Genomic DNA, 15,884 nt, shown 5'->3' on the forward strand with positions numbered 1-15,884 from the left:
TCCTGTTCACAGCAACATCAAAGACAGCAAAGCGGACATAGCGACATGAAGAACCTTTGGAATGACGACGACGCGGAAATACTGGTGGCCGATTATGCGAAAAAGGGCGTGGCCCGCGACCTCGCGTTGCGCGTCTACACGACCCGGCTGCTCGGCGGCGAGCCGCGGCTGGTGCTGCATGGCGGCGGCAACACTTCCTGCAAGACCAAGGCCATAGACCTCGTCGGCGACGAATGGGACGTGCTGTGCGTCAAGGGCAGCGGCTGGGACATGGGCGTCATCGAACCGCAGGGCCTGCCGGCGGTGAAGATGGGCCCGCTCTTGAAGGCGCGCGCGCTGGCCAGCCTCGCCGACGAAGATATGGTGGCGCTGCAGCGCGCAAACCTCATCGATCCCGCCTCGCCCAATCCGTCGGTCGAAACGCTGCTGCACGCCTTCCTGCCGCACAAATTCGTCGACCATACGCATTCGACCGCGATCCTCGCCATCGTCGACCAGGCGGACAGCAAGGCGCTGATCAAGACCGTGTTCGGCGAACAGATGGGGTACGTGCCCTATATCAAGCCCGGCTTCGACCTCGCCAAGGTGGCCGCCGATGTCTACGACGCCGACCCCAGCGTCGAAGGCCTGATCCTCGACAAGCATGGCATCTTCACCTTCGGCGACGATGCGAAGCAGGCTTACGACCGCATGATCCACTATGTGAACGTGGCCGAGGACTATGTCGCCAAGCACGGCAAGCCGAAGCCGGCCAAGGTCACGCTGCCGGCAAAGCTGGCGACGCCCGCGGCAATCGCGCCGATGCTGCGCGGCGCGGTGGCGGTGGCGCGTGGCGAAGGCCGCTTCGATCGCATGATCAGCGACTTCCGCACCTCGGATGCCATCGTCGATTTCATCAATTCGGCCGGCATCGCCGACTATGCCGCACGCGGTGTGTCGACGCCGGACCTGTCGATCCGCATCAAGACCGGGCCGATGGCGGTTCCGGCGCCAGACGCCGACAAGGCCGGCGACTACAAGGCCGTCATCAAGAGCCATGTCGAGGCCTTCGCCAGCGACTATCGCGCGTATTTCGAAACCAACGACGCGCTGGACGACGTCGAGCGCACCATGCTCGACCCGATGCCGCGGCTGACGCTGGTGCCGGGCCTCGGCATGTTCGGCCATGGCCGCACGCTGAAGGATGCGAAGATCGCATCTGATGTCGGCGAGATGTGGATCGAGGCGGTGCGCGGCGCCGAGGTCGTCGGCAGCTTCCATCCTCTATCGAAGGCCGACCTCTTCCCGCTGGAGTACTGGTCGCTTGAGCAGGCCAAGCTCGCCTCCAACAAGCCGAAGCTGCTGACCGGCCAGGTGGTGCTGATCACTGGCGGCGCCGGCGCGATCGGTGCTGCGACGGCAAAACTGTTCGCCGCCAATGGCGCGCATGCCGTCGTCGTCGATCTCGATGCGGCCAGGGCGGCCGAGGCGGCAAAGGCAGCCGGCAACAATTCGATCGGCGTCGGCGCCGACATCACCAACCCGGCCGAGCTGCACGCCGCCTTCGACAAAGCTGTCGCTGTCTATGGCGGCGTCGACATTCTGGTCTCCAACGCCGGTGCCGCCTGGGAAGGCCGCATCGGCGAGCTCGACGATGCCCTGCTGCGCAAGAGTTTCGAGCTCAACTTCTTCGCCCACCAGTCGGCGGCGCAGAACGCGGTGCGCATCATGCTGGAACAGGGCACCGGCGGTGTGTTGTTGTTCAACACCTCCAAGCAGGCGGTCAACCCGGGTCCGAAATTCGGCGCCTATGGTGTGCCGAAGGCGGCGACGCTATTCCTGTCCCGGCAATATGCGCTCGACTACGGCGCGCACGGCATCCGCTCCAATGCGGTCAACGCCGACCGCATCCGCTCCGGCTTGTTGACCGACGCCATGATCGCCAGCCGTTCCGGCGCGCGCGGCGTGTCGGAGAAGGAATACATGTCGGGCAATCTGCTCGGACAGGAGGTGACGGCAGAAGACGTGGCGCAGGCCTTCCTGCACCAAGCATTGGCCGAACGCACCACCGCCGATGTGACGACGGTCGACGGTGGCAACATCGCCGCAGCGCTGCGCTAGACATAGACCTGGAGCGGTTCATCGCTCACCAAAACGACGAACCGCTCTCCCACCTGAAGGACTCCAGGCGGAGAACTGCTTTTGCAGGTCGTGCTGAAAAACTGCTCGAACTGGTCAAAATCCACTCCAATCCTTGGCCTATTGCTCGACCACTTTAGGGCGCGCCTTGTGTTTCGCATGCGAGCTCCGACCCTGATCCTTGGTGGAGTTGTCGATGGCTGCGAAGAGACTTCGTGTCGGCTTGCTGTTCGGCGGGCGCTCCGCCGAGCATGAGGTGTCGCTGCTTTCGGCAACCAATGTCATAGCCGCGCTGGACCCGGCGAAATACGACGCCGTTCCCATCTTCGTCACCCGCGAAGGCCAATGGCTGCTGAGCAATTTCAAGGACGGCGCGCTGGCGACACCGTCTGATGGGACGCAGCTTTGCCTGGCGCCGGGCGGGCATGGGCGGATGCTGGCGATTCCCGCCAAGGGTGCGCCGCACGACCTGCCTGCCATCGAATATGGTGTTCCGGTACTGCACGCCTGCATGGCGAGGACGGCGCGGTGGCTGGTGCGAGTCGGGCGGTCATGATGCAGGGGCAGATTCCTAACAGATATTGTTAGATCTTGTTGGATGCATTATAATGTGGGTATGAAAAACGAACCTATGCGCACCCTCACCATATCCCTCACCGCGCAGCAGATAGCTCGCCTGCAAAGCGCTATCGAAGGTGGCGGTTATGCTTCCAACAGCGAGATTGTCCGCGACGCCCTGCGCTTATGGGAGCAGCGCGAGGAATTGCGCACGCTCGAACTCCAGCACTTGAAGCGGGCCTATGCCGAAGGGATGGGCAGCGGCAAGCCAGTGGCTGTCGACCCCACCGAGTTCATCGGCAGCCTGAAGGCAGAACGCCGCGCCCGTGGCTAGCTATAGGCTCACACCGCGCGCTTCGCAGGATTTGCGAGACATCTGGCACACCATCGCCGCCGACAATGAAAACGCAGCAGACAGACTGTTGATGCGCATTTTCGAAAGACTGGAGCTGGCGGCGCAGCACCCCAAGATGGGCAGCGCACGGCCCGAGTTAAGCGCAACGGCCCGCGTGCTCGTCGAAGGCCGCTATATCATCATCTACGAGCCGCAGCCCGATGGTGTTATCGCTGTGGCGATTGTCCACGGGATGCGCGATCCAGACCATTGGTTGTAGGCCGGCAGGCTTACGATCAATATGAAAAGAGCGGCCCATGCCGCCCTTCGCATCTATCAGATGACCGATCCTACTTCGCGTTCGGGTTCGGCATCCAGGCCGGCATGGCGACATCGGCATGGGCGAATTGCGGCAGCTTGGCCGACAGGTCCTCCATGTTCTTGATGTCCTTGTCGATCAGGTCCTTCTGGGTGATCAGCGTCGGCGGCACGATGACGTTGTGGCCGGGATCTTCACCGGCGAGCAACTGCGCCAGCGCGCGCACCGAGACCTGGCCGACGACGGCAGGGTTGGTGGCGGCGGTGGCGGCCCAGGCGCTGTCGGTCTCGCGCATGGCCGCGATGTCCGAGGTAGAGATGTCGGCGGAGTAGATCTTGATCTTCTTGTTCAGCCCCGCCTCGTCGACGGCGATCTTCACACCCTTGGCGAACTCGTCATAGGGCGCGAACATCACATTGATGTCGGGATGCGCCTGCAGCACCGAGCGCGCCTGGTTGGCGACCGAGTTGGCGATCGGGTTGTCGAGCGTGCCGAACATCGCGACTTCCTTGATGCCGGCATGTTTCTTCTTCACGTCGACCCAGGTCTCGTTGCGGCGGTCGAGCGGCGCGATGCCAGCGACATAGACATAGCCGGCGTTCCAGCTCTCGCCATTGTCCTTGACCGCCTGCTCGAGCGCCAGGCGCGCAAGGTCCTTGTCGGACTGTTCGATCTGCGGGATCTTGGGGTTTTCGACATTGACGTCGAAGGCGACGACCTTGATGCCGGCATCGACCGCGCGCTGGGCGGCGTCCTTCATCGATTCCGTCAGGCCGTGCTGGATGATGATGCCCTGCACGCCGAGTGCGATGGCCTGGTCGACCATGTCGGATTGAAGGGCGGCGTCCTGGCGGCTGTCGAGCACGCGCAGATCGATGCCGAGCGCCTTGGACTGGGACTCGACGCCCGAGAGATAGGCCTGGAAGAAATCGCCGGTCGAGAGATAGCGCACCAGCGCGATCTTGACGCCGGGCTTGTCGAACGGCGCCGGCTTGTCGGCGGCAAAGGCCGGGACCTGCATCAGCATTGTTGCGCCGGCCAATCCGAGCGCGACCTTCCCCAAAAGTCGTCTTGTGATGTTCACGTTCTTTCCTCCGTTTGTTGAACCCAAAACTGTCCCGGCAGCCATTCTATCTCCTGCCCCGGCCGGAAAGGGCGAAGGTAAAGACAAGGGCGACGACGAGAACCACGCCCTTGACGAAATCCTGCGTGTAGTAAGGCGCGTTCATCATCGTCAGGCCTTGCAGCAGGATGCCGACGAACAGCGCGCCGATGGCGGTGCCGAAGGCGTTCGGCTTGGCGGCGCCGAGCACCGCGTAGCCGATCAGCGCCGCGGCAACCGCATCGAGCAGCAGATTATTACCCGACGCGATGTCACCGCGTCCAAGCCGTGCGGCCAGCAAAATCCCGCCGATCGAGGCAAAAACTCCTGAAATGACGTAGGCCCAGATTTTGTATGCCTTGACAGGCGCGCCGGCGAGTTCGGCGGCCCGTTCATTGCTGCCCACGGCATACATCATGCGGCCGAAGCGTGTGTATTCGAGGAAGAACCAGATCAGCACGGCGAGCACGATCAGCACGACCACCGAGACCGGAATGAGGTTCGGGATGAAGAAGTCGAAGCGGTGGCGGCCGAGCGCCAGGAAGGCGTCGGAGAATTTGCCGTTGGCGACCGAGCCGTCCGGCATTGTCATACCGGTGGCGATGGAGCGTCCTTCAGTCGGGATGCGCTGGAGGCCGACGAGCAGGAACATCATGCCGAGCGTCGCCAGCAGATCGGGCACGCGCATATAGACGATCAGCCAGCCATTGATGAGGCCGACAAGGGCGCCGATGAGCAGGCAGATGAGGACAGCGACGACCACGTTCTGCTCCAGCACCACCATGACATAGGCAGCCGCCATCATGGCCGATGTGGCAACCGAGCCGATCGAGAGATCGAAGCCGCCGACAACCAGTGTGGCGGTGACGCCCAGCGCCAGCACGCCGGTGATGGCGACCGACTGGAAAATGAAGACGGCACTTTGCGGCGAGACGAACCCGTCGGCGGCGATGGCGAAATACGCGATCAGCCCGAACAGAAGCACGATGAACCCATAGCGGATGGCGTAATCGCGCAGCGTCATTCAGCGCCCGCCGTCAATACCCATCTCAAACCCGTGCACTCCATTCCAACCCTCAGTTCTTCAATCATCGTGGCTCAGGCCGCACTGTGCAACGGCCCGCCCGCGACTTCGGCCAGCAGACGGTCGAGATCGACATCGGCGTTGCGGTGTTCGCCGACGATGGTCTGCTCGGACATCACCAATATGCGATCGGCCGTCTCCAGTGCCTCGTCGAGTTCGGTGACGAACAGCAGCGTGGCGCGGCCATTGGCGCTGGCCCTCAGCTTGGCGGCGATGTCGCGCCTGGCGGAGATATCGACGCCCTGGAACGGTTCGTCGAGAATGAACAATCGGGCGTCCTGCGCCATCCAGCGGGCCACCATCACCTTCTGCTGGTTGCCGCCCGAGAGAGTGGTCATCTCGTCCTTCTCCGAGCGGCAGACGATGCCGAGATCCTCGATCTGCCGGCGGGCAATAGTGCGTTCAAGGCCGCGTTTGAGAACTGAAAAGCGCGACATGCGCTTGTGGAAGGGCAGACTGATGTTTTCCTGGATGTTGAAGCCGCCGACGATGCCGTTTTCGGCACGGTCCTTGGCGACCAGAAACACGCCGGCGGCGATGGCTTCGCCCGTCGACCCAGGCGCATAGGGCTTGCCATATAAAGTCATCGTGCCGGACAGCGGCTTGCGCAGGCCGAACAGCGTCTCGGCGAGCGCGGTCTTGCCGACGCCAACGAGGCCGGTGATGGCAACGACCTCGCCGTCGCCGAGCGTCAGCGAGAATGGTCGGGCACCAGGGGCGATGCGCAAGGCATCGACGGTCAGGATCGGCTTGGCAGAACTCCTGGCTTCGATGCGGTCAAGATGGATCTTGCGGCCGAGCATGGCGTTAACGGCACCCTCATAGTCGAGAGGCTTGCTGTCGAAGACGCCTGAGATGACGCCATCGCGCATCGAGACGATGCGGCCGGCCAGCCGCCTGATATCCGACATGCGATGCGAGATGTAGAGGATGGCGACGCCCTGCTCGCGCAAGCGGTCGAGCAGCGCAAACAGCCGGTCGGCCTCGGCGCTGGACAGCGACGAGGTCGGCTCGTCGAGGATCAGCACTTTCGGCTGGTGCGCCATGGCGCGCGCGATGGCCACCATCTGGCGATCGGCCAGCGACAGGTCGCTGATGCTGGCCTTGAGGTCGATGGCGAGCCCCATGCGGTCGGCCACCGCTTTGGCTTCGCGGCGCACCCGGCCGGGGTTGAACAGCAGCGGCGCGCCCTTGCCGCTCAACCTATCCAGCGTCAGATTGGTGGCGACATCGAGATCGGCGACGACGCCGTCATTGATGTTTTGATGCACGGTGACGACGCCTGCGCGGATCGCCTCGGCCGGCGTGTTCGGCGCGAAATCATGACCGGCCAGGTGCATGGTGCCGCCGGCATGGTCGTAGACGCCGCTGATAATTTTCACGAGGGTGGACTTACCGGCGCCATTGGCGCCCATCAGCACGGTGATCTCACCGGCATGCAGTTCGAGCGAGACGCCGCCAAGCACCTCGATATGGCCGAAGGACTTTCTCAGCCCGTCCACGCGGAACACGGCATCATTGCCCATTCGTTTCCTCCCTGACCATGACGCTATGGGCTACGTCATCAATTGTCAACTCGATTGACAATTGCCAGTCAGCTTCCTAGCTTGGCCTCACCGCCACCGCTCCACTATGATTGAGCGAGCAAGCGGGAGGGTGAGGAATGACTGCGAAATTGCCGTTCGAAGCACTGTCGGTGGAGACGCTTGCAACGCGCCTCGGCACGAACGAAGCGCTGTGCGCAAAAATCGGCCCCGATACCGGTGCCTGGAAGGTGCGCGAGGTCGGCGACGGCAATCTCAACCTCGTCTTCATCGTCGAGGGCGTGTCGGGTGCGGCCGTGGTCAAGCAGGCCCTGCCCTATGTTCGCCTCGTCGGCGACAGCTGGCCGTTGCCGCTCAAACGCTCCTTCTTCGAGTATCACGCGCTGACGCGGCAAGAGGCGCGCGCGCCGGGTTCGGTGCCGGCGATCCTCCATTTCGACGAAGCCCAGGCGCTGATCATCATGGAATATCTGGCGCCGCCGCACATCATCCTGCGCCGTGCCCTGATCGGCGGCCGCGAGTTGCCAAATATCGCCCGCGACATCGGCCTGTTCATGGCCCGCACTTTGTTCCGCGGCTCCGATCTCTCCATGCCGACCAAGGACCGCAAGGCCGACCTGGCGCTGTTCGCCGACAATGTCGAGCTCTGCGGCATCACGGAAGACCTGGTGTTTTCCGATCCCTATTTCGACGCCAAGCTGAACCGGCACACCTCGCCGCAGCTCGACGGCCTGGTCGCCGAGCTGCGCGCCGACCGCGACCTCAAGGTCGAGGCGCAGCGGCTGAAGCATATCTTCGCCGCCAACGCCGAGACGCTGCTGCATGGCGACCTGCATTCGGGCTCGATCATGGTCACCGACACCGAGACGCGGATGATCGATCCGGAATTCGCCTTCTACGGTCCGATGGCCTTCGACGTCGGCATGCTGCTCGCCAATTTCTGGATGTCCTACTTCTCGCAGCGCGGCCATGAACACAAGGGCAAGCGTGACGCCATGCGTGCCTATCTGCTCGGGGTGACCAATGACACCTGGACGGTGTTCCGCGCCGAGTTCTCGCATCTATGGCGCACCGAGCGCACCGGCATGCTTTACCAGAAGAGCCTGTTCGAGGATCAGGGCGACATTCTCGCCTCGGAGCAGGCGCTCGACCATGTGCTGCACCAGATCTGGACCGACCTCTTGGGCTTTGCCGGCATCGAGGTGCACCGGCGCATCCTCGGCCTCGCCCACAATGCCGATTTCGAGACCATTGAAGACGAGGATCTGCGAGCCTCCTGCGAGGCCAAGGCGCTGAAATTCGGCCGCCACATCGCCGTCAACCGGCACCAGATTCACGGCATGGACGAGGTCAATAATCTGGCCGCTTTGATCGAACGGGAGAGCAGGATTTGAACGTCGGCGAGCGCCACTACCGCACCATCTGGCTGAGCGACGACCAGCGTTCGGTCGAGATCATCGACCAGCGCTGGCTGCCGCACGAGTTCCGGGTCGAGACGATCGGGAGCGTTGCCGGCATCGCCACCGCGATCCGTGACATGTGGGTTCGTGGCGCGCCGCTGATCGGCGTCACCGCAGCCTATGGCGTCGCCATCCAGATGGCGGACGATCCGTCTGACGAAGCGCTCGACGCGGTCTGGGAGACGCTGCACAAGACGCGGCCGACGGCGATCAATCTGCGCTGGGCACTGGACGAGATGCGGCGGTTCCTCAGGCCGATCGTATTGGGACAGCGCGCGGAGGCGGCCTATAAGCGCGCTGCCGAAATCGCAGACGAGGATGTCGATCTCAATCGCGCCATCGGCGAGAACGGGCTTGCCATCATCAAGGAGATCGCGGCACGCAAGAAGCCGGGCGAGCCGGTCAACATCCTCACCCACTGCAACGCCGGTTGGCTGGCGACGGTCGATTACGGCACCGCCACGTCGCCGATCTATCTCGCCGTCGAGGCCGGCATTCCGGTCCATGTCTATGTCGACGAGACGCGCCCGCGCAACCAGGGCGCCCAGCTGACCGCCTGGGAGATGGCCGGCCACGGCGTGCCGCACACGCTGATCGTCGACAATGCCGGCGGCCATCTGATGCAGCGTGGCGCGGTCGACATGGTGATCGTGGGCACCGACCGCACCACGGCCAATGGCGACGTCTGCAACAAGATCGGCACCTATCTCAAGGCGCTCGCCGCCTCCGATAATGAGGTGCCCTTCTACGTCGCTCTGCCCTCGCCGACCATCGACTGGACGGTGGGTGATGGGCTGACCGAAATCCCGATCGAGGAACGCTCCGGTGACGAGGTGTCGCTGGTCTGGGGCAAGACGGCGGACGGCAAGATTGCGCAGGTGCGGGTTTCGCCCGAAGCGACGCCGGCGGCCAATCCGGCGTTCGATGTGACGCCGGCACGGCTCGTGACAGGGCTGATCACCGAGCGCGGTGTGGCCAAGGCTTCGCGCGAAGGGTTGAAGGCGATGTTCCCCGAACGCGGATAATCTCCCCCCTTTGAGGGTCCCTTGAGGGGGAGATGTCGCCAAAGGCGACAGAGGGGGTCGGCGCGTCCTGACGCGACCTCCCAGCACCGACAGATGGACGCTAGCGCTCCAGTCGAACCGACCCCCTCTGGCCTGCCGTCCATCTCCCCCTCAATGGGTAGATTAGCGCCTCACCGGCTGGCTACCGGATTTCAGCCCTGCAACAAGAATTGCGGCCACGATGGCCGCTGACGGTTGCGGTTCTGGCGAAATCCGGCCAGAGCATCTAGGCCGGCAACCGGCCGGCCCGCGACGTTGCGCTTGAAACCAGATACGGGAGACTATTGGGTGGCTCGCATAACACTGAGACAATTGCTCGACCACGCCGCCGAATACGGCTACGGCGTACCCGCCTTCAACATGAACAATATGGAACAGGGCCTCGCCATCATGGAGGCGGCCGAGGAGACCAAGTCGCCGGTCATCCTGCAGGCCAGCCGCGGCGCCCGCGCCTACGCCAATGATGTGGTGCTGGCCAAGCTGATCGACGCGCTGGTCGAAATCCACCCCGACATCCCGGTCTGCATGCATCTCGACCATGGCAACAACGAAGCCACCTGCGTCACCGCCATCCAGTACGGCTTCACCTCGGTGATGATGGACGGCTCGCTGAAAGAGGACGGCAAGACGCCGGCCGACTATGCCTACAATTCCGGCATCACCCGGCGCGTCGTCGACATGGCGCATTGGGGCGGCGTGTCGGTGGAAGGCGAGATCGGTGTGCTCGGTTCGCTTGAGAGCGGCGGCGGCGAGCAGGAAGACGGCCACGGCGTCGAAGGCGCCATCAGCCACGACCAGCTCTTGACCGATCCGGAACAGGCGGTCGAGTTCGTCAAGGACACCCATGTCGATGCGCTGGCTGTCGCCATGGGCACCAGCCACGGCGCCTACAAATTCTCACGCAAGCCGGACGGCGCGGTGCTGGCGATGAACGTCATCGAGGAAATCCACCGCCGCCTGCCCAACATGCATCTGGTGATGCACGGCTCGTCCTCGGTGCCCGAGGACCTGCAGGAAATCATCAATAGATATGGCGGCCAGATGAAGCCGACCTGGGGCGTGCCGGTGGAAGAGATCCAGCGCGGCATCAAGCACGGCGTGCGCAAGATCAACATCGACACCGACAACCGCATGGCGCTGACCGGCGCCATCCGCAAGGTGCTGACCGAAAACCCGAGCGAGTTCGATCCGCGCAAATACCTGACGCCGGCCATGGCCGCGATGCGCAAACTGTGCAAGGAGCGCTTCGAGCAGTTCGGCACCGCCGGCAATGCCCAGAAGATCAAGCCGCTGCCGGTAGCTGAGATGGCCAAGCGCTACAAATCGGGCAGCCTTGATCCGAAGTTTGGGTGAAGTCCCCTGGCGCCTCTTCCTTCTCCCCTTGTGGGGAAGAAAGAAGAGCTATTGACATAAAAAAGGCCGGGCGCGAAAGCAGCCCGGCCAAAAGAAGGTCAAGAACCTTCAGAGGGGAACACCGTTCGGTGGAATGGGAGGAAACCGCCGAACGATAATTCCTATATGCGCGCATTCGCTGCGGTTGGCGACGAACGGCTTTCTAAAACAATGCGGGATGCGGAAATTTCGTTCTTGTCTTCCAAGATTTCAGCCGGCTGAGCGCCGGTTTCCAGGAGATCGGCGTAGTGCCGGCGCGCCACGTCGGGATGCGAGCGCAGGCGGCTCTTCAGCACATTGGTACCGACATTGCGAAACAGCGGATTGTCGGGATCGCTGGCCGGACCCCGCGCCTCGGCCGCCAGTTCCTCGGGCAGGTTGAGCAGCGGGATCGTGGCGTCGAGCCGGGCGCTGAAGAAGAAGGGCACCGAAATCCGCTCGACACCGGCCGGTGGCGTTACCACGCGGTGGACCGTTGCTCTCAGATACCCGTTGGAGGCCAGCTCGAGCAGTTCGCCGATGTTGACCACCAGCGTGTCGGGCAGCGGATCGACGTCGACCCAGGCACCGTCATATTCGACCTGCAGCCCCTTGCTCTCGTCCTGCAACAGAAGCGTCAGGAAACCGCCATCCTTGTGCGCGCCGACGCCCTGGTTGTCGCCGGTGGCGTCGCGGCCGGGGTAGCGCACGATCTTCATGCGATGGTTGGGCTCGGCCCGGTAGACGGGATCGAAGGCGTCCTCGGCCTGATCGAGCGACAAAGCGAAGGCCCGGAGCAGCCGGATCGCCACCGCCGTCGCCTTGGCCTGCCATGCGAGTAGCGCCGGCTTCAGCTCGGGCAGCGTGGCCGGCCACTGGTTGGGCCCTTGCAGCCGCGTCCAGGCGGGCACGCCGGGGCCTTGTTCGATGGCCGGGCGTTCGACGCCGATGTCGAGCTGTTCGCGCCAGTCGGCCTTGCCTTTGGTCAGCTCGCCGCCGGCGCGCGTGTAGCCGCGGAACTGCGAGGACTTGACCATTTCAATTGCCAGTTTGTCGGCTTCCGGCAGGGCAAAGAAGCGGCGCGACGCGTCGAGCACTTCTGCGGTATCCGCAGCCGATATGCCATGGCCGGTCAAATAGAAGAAGCCGACATCGCGCGCGGCCGTGCGCAGGTCGAAGAGAAACGTTCGCCGTTCCGAAGCGCCCTGCTCGAGGCGGCCGAGATCAAGCACGGGTACGATCCTGGGCATGGTCAAGCTCCTTGTTTCGCTGTCACGGTGGCACGCAGGCCGGTCCGATCAAAGCAACGCGCAACCCAATCTCGGCGCCGATAGAGAAAGCCGGCGCTGCGTTTGGCAGCCTGCCGGCAAATAACGTTCGTGGCCGCTCATCCGCGCCGGTCCAGCCTGGCGACCAGCCGGTCGCCGACCCACTGGATGCCGCAAACGAGAATGATCAGCACAATGACCACGGCGACCATGACGCTGGTCTCAAAACGCTGGTAGCCATAGCGGATGGCGAGATCGCCGAGCCCGCCGGCACCGATGGCGCCGGCCATGGCCGAAGCGCCGATCAGCGTTACCAGCGTCACCGTGAAACCAGCAACGATGCCGGGCAAAGCTTCGGGCACCAGCACCTCGCGGATGATCGTCCAGCGATTGCCGCCCATGGCGCGTGCCGCCTCGATCAGGCCGCGATCGACCTCGCGCAGCGACACTTCGGCGATGCGGGCATAGTAGGGCGTCGCCGCAATCGACAACGGCACGATCGCCGCCCAGGTGCCGATCGAGGTGCCGACGATCAGCCGCGTCACCGGGATCAGCGCCACCAGAAGGATGATGAAAGGCACCGAGCGGAAGCCGTTGATGACGGCGCCGAGCGCGCGGTTCACCCACAGGCTTTCGGCAATGCCGCCGCGCTCGGTGGCAATCAATGCCAGGCCGAGCGGCAGCCCGAAGACGAGCGAGATGAGGCCCGATGCCGCCGTCATCAGGACCGTCTCCCAGATCGAGCGCAGCAGAAGTTCAAACAGAACCGGCGACATGGCCAAGCACCTCCACCCGTGCGTCACGGGCCTTCAGGAATGCGATTACTTTGGACAGATGTTTCGGATCGTTGCCCGCGACCGCAAGGAACAGCGTGCCGACCGGCTGCTGCTGGACATGGTCGATGCCACCATGGACGAGGCGGAAAGGCCCCGGCACGGCCACCGCAAGATCGGACAGCAGCGGACCGCGCGCGGCCTCACCTGCGACGTCGACCCTGAGGATGAGCTCGGCGCCGCCTCCGGAAGCAAGCCGGCCGGCAATCTCGGCCGGCAGTTGCGGGCGGATGCCGCCGAGCAGGCTCCTGGTGATTTCGGAACGCGGCTCGGCAAAGACCGACCACACCGGGCCTTGTTCGACGATGCGCCCGGCATCGATCACCGCGACGCGGTCGGCGATCGAGCGGATCACCTCCATCTCGTGGGTGATAAGCAGGATGGTGAGGCCGAGCTGCCGGTTGATGTCTTTCAGCAAGGCCAGGATGGAGCGCGTCGTCTCCGGATCGAGCGCTGAGGTCGCCTCGTCGGACAGCAGCAGCGCCGGCCGCGCGGCCAGCGCCCTGGCGATGCCGACGCGCTGCTTCTGGCCGCCCGACAGCGAGGACGGATAGGCCTTCGCCTTCTCCGACAGGCCGACGAGGTCGAGCAATTCGGCGGCGCGCGCCAGCCGTTCGGCCTTTGGGCGGCCCTCGATCTTCAGCGGCAGCGCGACATTGTCCTCCACGGTCTTGGCCGACAGCAGATTGAAGTGCTGGAAGATCATGCCGATGCGACGCCGCAGCGGCTGCAATTCACGCTCGCCGAGCCGGCCGATCTCGCGGCCCTCGATGAAGACGTCGCCGGAGTCCGGCCGCTCCAGCCCGTTGAGGCAGCGGATCAGCGTCGACTTGCCGGCGCCGCTGCGGCCGATGATGCCGAGGATCTCGCCCTTCTTCACCGTCAGCGAGACGCCGTCGAGCGCAGGCGTCGCGCCAAAGCGGCGCTTGAGGTCGACCAGGCGTACGACATCTTCTTGCCCGGCCGATATATTGACCGGACCGGATGCCTCGGCCGTGACGTGCTGGTTCATCTCACTGTCCGTTTCAACGCTCGACAAATGCGACAGCGGCCCGCTCAACAGCGGGCCGCCTGCTCCTGACAACCAGGCGCCAATCAATAGGCGCTGATCCCGGTGCCCTTGTAGACCTTGTCGAACTCGGCCTTGACCGCCTCGTTCTGGTAGGACGCGACCAGCGTCTTCACCCACGCCTCGTTCTCGTTGCCGGATTTCACGGCGATGAAGTTGCGGTAGGGGTTGTCGGCCACTGGCTCCTGGGCGATGCGGTTGTCCGGGCCGAGACCGCTCTTCAGCGCCCAGTCGGTGTTGACGACAGCCGCGTCGAGATCCTCGACCGAGCGCCCGACAATGCCGGCATCCAGTTCCTTGATGACGACCTTCTTCGGGTTCTCGGCAATGTCGGCGGTGGTCGCCAGGATGCCGGTGCCGTCCTTCAGCTTGATCACGCCTTCGTTCTGCAGAACGCGCAACGCGCGGCCCTCATTCGAGGGGTCGTTGGGCAAGCCGATGACGGCGCCTTCGGGCAGGTCGGCAACCTTGGTGTATTTCTTGGAGTAGAGGCCGATCGGCCAGACGCCGGTGTAGCCGACGCGCACGATGTGGTACCCTTGGGTCTTGATCTGGTTGTCGAGATAGGGCTGGTGCTGGAAGGCGTTGGCGTCGATCTCGCCGCGCTCGAGCGCCTCGTTGGGCTGGGTGTAGTCGTTGAACACCACGGTCTCGACGGTCAGGCCTTTTTCGGCGGCCTGGGCGACGACGACGCGCCAGACATCCTCATCCTCGCCGCTGATGATGCCGACCTTGATAGACTTCTTGTCCTCGGCGAAGGACGGCGTCGGCTGAGCCAGACCGGCAAGCGTGACGGCCGAGGCAAAAAGTGCCGCAAGGGCAGCTCGCCGGCTGATGGCTGAAAAAAGAAGAGAGCTGGAAGCGTTTCCGCGTTCGGACATTGTCGATCCCTCGTAATCCTGAAGTCATTGCGGCGAGGTGGAATACCAAGCCTTGACGACATCATCGGCAATGCTGCTTGCCGGATCAAAGAACCGCATTTCTTCTCAAACACGAAGCCGGGAATATTCTCTCAAAGATTTCGCAATTGCGAGAACGGTCACGCCGGACCGGTCAGAATGTCTCGACAAAGGGCCGCAGCTCGACCTCGAAGCTCCAGGCGCTGCGATGCTGGCGATGGGTCGCGAGATAGGTCTGCGCGATCGCATCGGGCGACAGCTGGCTGTCCGGTCGCTCGGGCTTCGTCCCGACCGGCTCGATCTGGCCGTCGATAATGAAATGGGCGACATGGATGTTCTTCGGGAAGAGTTCGCGCGCCATCGACTGAGCCAGACCGCGCAGGCCGAATTTCGGCATGGCAAAGCCGGCGGAGTTGGGAAAGCCCTTGATGCTGGCGGAGGCGCCGGTGAAAAGAATCGAACCGGAGCCGCGCGCAAGCAGCCGCCGCGCCGCTTGCTGGCCGACCAGGAAGCCGCCATAGGCGCCGACAAGCAAGGCTTGTTTGACCGCATCGGGATCGACCTCGGCGATCGGGCCGCGCGTGCGGCCGCTGGCATTGAAGACCGCAAGGGCCAGCGGGCCTTGCTTGTCGGCGGCGTCGAACAGGCCGGCGACGGAGGCCGGATCGGCGACGTCGGTTTCGACGGCCAGCGCGCCGGTTTCCCCGACCAGCGCCGCGAGTTTGGCCGTGTTGCGGGCGGCCAGCACCACACGATAGCCTTCCGTGGTGAGAAGGCGTGCCAAAGAGGCGCTCAGGCCCGCACCCGCGCCGGCGATCACTGCGACTTCGGATGCCATGTCGTTTCTCCTTGGCGATGACG

General features: G+C 63.9%; 14 protein-coding genes and 1 pseudogene. 7 read left to right on the forward strand and 8 right to left on the reverse strand.

Annotation, left to right across the window (positions count from 1 at the left end; genetic code table 11):
- Positions 1-45 precede the first annotated feature (45 nt).
- The 4 genes and pseudogenes from NKH38_RS05075 to NKH38_RS05090 all read left to right on the forward strand — a co-directional run bounded on the left by NKH38_RS05075 (position 46) and on the right by NKH38_RS05090 (position 3,290).
- Positions 46-2,100 (forward strand): bifunctional aldolase/short-chain dehydrogenase, encoded by a 2,055-nt coding sequence (locus tag NKH38_RS05075; protein WP_352762507.1) that lies wholly within the window; start codon positions 46-48, stop codon positions 2,098-2,100.
- A 214-nt stretch (positions 2,101-2,314) separates the two neighbouring features.
- A pseudogene (locus tag NKH38_RS05080) lies at positions 2,315-2,661 on the forward strand (D-alanine--D-alanine ligase A); the annotation flags it as partial.
- Positions 2,662-2,749: 88 nt separating this feature from the next.
- Positions 2,750-3,010, forward strand: coding sequence for a ribbon-helix-helix domain-containing protein (locus tag NKH38_RS05085; RefSeq protein WP_023732183.1), 261 nt, complete (start codon positions 2,750-2,752; stop codon positions 3,008-3,010).
- Positions 3,003-3,290, forward strand: a complete 288-nt coding sequence (locus tag NKH38_RS05090) for a type II toxin-antitoxin system RelE/ParE family toxin (protein ID WP_352762509.1) — start codon at positions 3,003-3,005, stop codon at positions 3,288-3,290. The genes NKH38_RS05085 and NKH38_RS05090 overlap by 8 nt, the downstream gene beginning before the upstream one ends.
- 70 nt (positions 3,291-3,360) lie before the next feature.
- On the opposite strand, the gene NKH38_RS05095 is transcribed toward NKH38_RS05090, so the two are convergent.
- The 3 genes from NKH38_RS05095 to NKH38_RS05105 all read right to left on the reverse strand — a co-directional run bounded on the left by NKH38_RS05095 (position 3,361) and on the right by NKH38_RS05105 (position 7,041).
- Positions 3,361-4,413: a substrate-binding domain-containing protein gene (locus NKH38_RS05095; protein WP_023692173.1), complete on the reverse strand. Its 1,053-nt coding sequence runs from the start codon at positions 4,411-4,413 to the stop codon at positions 3,361-3,363.
- A 46-nt stretch (positions 4,414-4,459) separates the two neighbouring features.
- Positions 4,460-5,455 carry an ABC transporter permease gene (locus NKH38_RS05100; RefSeq protein ID WP_023668572.1) on the reverse strand — a complete coding sequence of 332 codons (996 nt, stop codon included), beginning with the start codon at positions 5,453-5,455 and terminating at the stop codon, positions 4,460-4,462.
- Positions 5,456-5,529: 74 nt separating this feature from the next.
- The gene (locus NKH38_RS05105) at positions 5,530-7,041 is read right to left on the reverse strand and encodes a sugar ABC transporter ATP-binding protein (protein ID WP_352762512.1); all 1,512 of its coding nucleotides are present in this window, start codon (positions 7,039-7,041) and stop codon (positions 5,530-5,532) included.
- Between the two features lie 137 nt (positions 7,042-7,178).
- Between NKH38_RS05105 and mtnK the strand changes: the two genes are divergently transcribed.
- The 3 genes from mtnK (at position 7,179) to fba (ending at position 10,936) form a co-directional block, all read left to right on the forward strand.
- Positions 7,179-8,453, forward strand: coding sequence for an S-methyl-5-thioribose kinase (gene mtnK / locus NKH38_RS05110; protein ID WP_023834846.1), 1,275 nt, complete (start codon positions 7,179-7,181; stop codon positions 8,451-8,453).
- The gene (mtnA, locus tag NKH38_RS05115) at positions 8,450-9,544 is read left to right on the forward strand and encodes an S-methyl-5-thioribose-1-phosphate isomerase (RefSeq protein ID WP_023668575.1); all 1,095 of its coding nucleotides are present in this window, start codon (positions 8,450-8,452) and stop codon (positions 9,542-9,544) included. The genes mtnK and mtnA overlap by 4 nt, the downstream gene beginning before the upstream one ends.
- 327 nt (positions 9,545-9,871) lie before the next feature.
- The gene (gene fba / locus NKH38_RS05120) at positions 9,872-10,936 is read left to right on the forward strand and encodes a class II fructose-bisphosphate aldolase (protein ID WP_023687044.1); all 1,065 of its coding nucleotides are present in this window, start codon (positions 9,872-9,874) and stop codon (positions 10,934-10,936) included.
- 161 nt (positions 10,937-11,097) lie between these two features.
- Here the strand turns inward: fba and NKH38_RS05125 are convergent, their stop codons facing one another.
- From NKH38_RS05125 to NKH38_RS05145, 5 genes are all read right to left on the reverse strand, one after another.
- Positions 11,098-12,204 carry an isopenicillin N synthase family dioxygenase gene (locus NKH38_RS05125; RefSeq protein WP_023709947.1) on the reverse strand — a complete coding sequence of 369 codons (1,107 nt, stop codon included), beginning with the start codon at positions 12,202-12,204 and terminating at the stop codon, positions 11,098-11,100.
- A 137-nt stretch (positions 12,205-12,341) separates the two neighbouring features.
- Positions 12,342-12,998, reverse strand: a complete 657-nt coding sequence (locus NKH38_RS05130; protein WP_023668578.1) for a methionine ABC transporter permease — start codon at positions 12,996-12,998, stop codon at positions 12,342-12,344.
- Entirely contained in the window at positions 12,979-14,067 is a 1,089-nt protein-coding gene (locus tag NKH38_RS05135; RefSeq protein ID WP_023709948.1) for a methionine ABC transporter ATP-binding protein, read from the reverse strand. The genes NKH38_RS05130 and NKH38_RS05135 overlap by 20 nt, the downstream gene beginning before the upstream one ends.
- An 83-nt stretch (positions 14,068-14,150) precedes the next feature.
- Complete coding sequence (locus NKH38_RS05140) at positions 14,151-15,005, reverse strand: MetQ/NlpA family lipoprotein (protein ID WP_023668580.1); 855 nt, start codon at positions 15,003-15,005, stop codon at positions 14,151-14,153.
- Positions 15,006-15,177: 172 nt separating this feature from the next.
- Positions 15,178-15,861: an SDR family NAD(P)-dependent oxidoreductase gene (locus tag NKH38_RS05145; protein ID WP_023668581.1), complete on the reverse strand. Its 684-nt coding sequence runs from the start codon at positions 15,859-15,861 to the stop codon at positions 15,178-15,180.
- Positions 15,862-15,884: the final 23 nt, after the last annotated feature.

Origin of the sequence: Mesorhizobium sp. M1078, assembly GCF_040318615.1 — a bacterium.
In the GTDB taxonomy this organism is placed as follows: Bacteria; Pseudomonadota; Alphaproteobacteria; order Rhizobiales; family Rhizobiaceae; genus Mesorhizobium.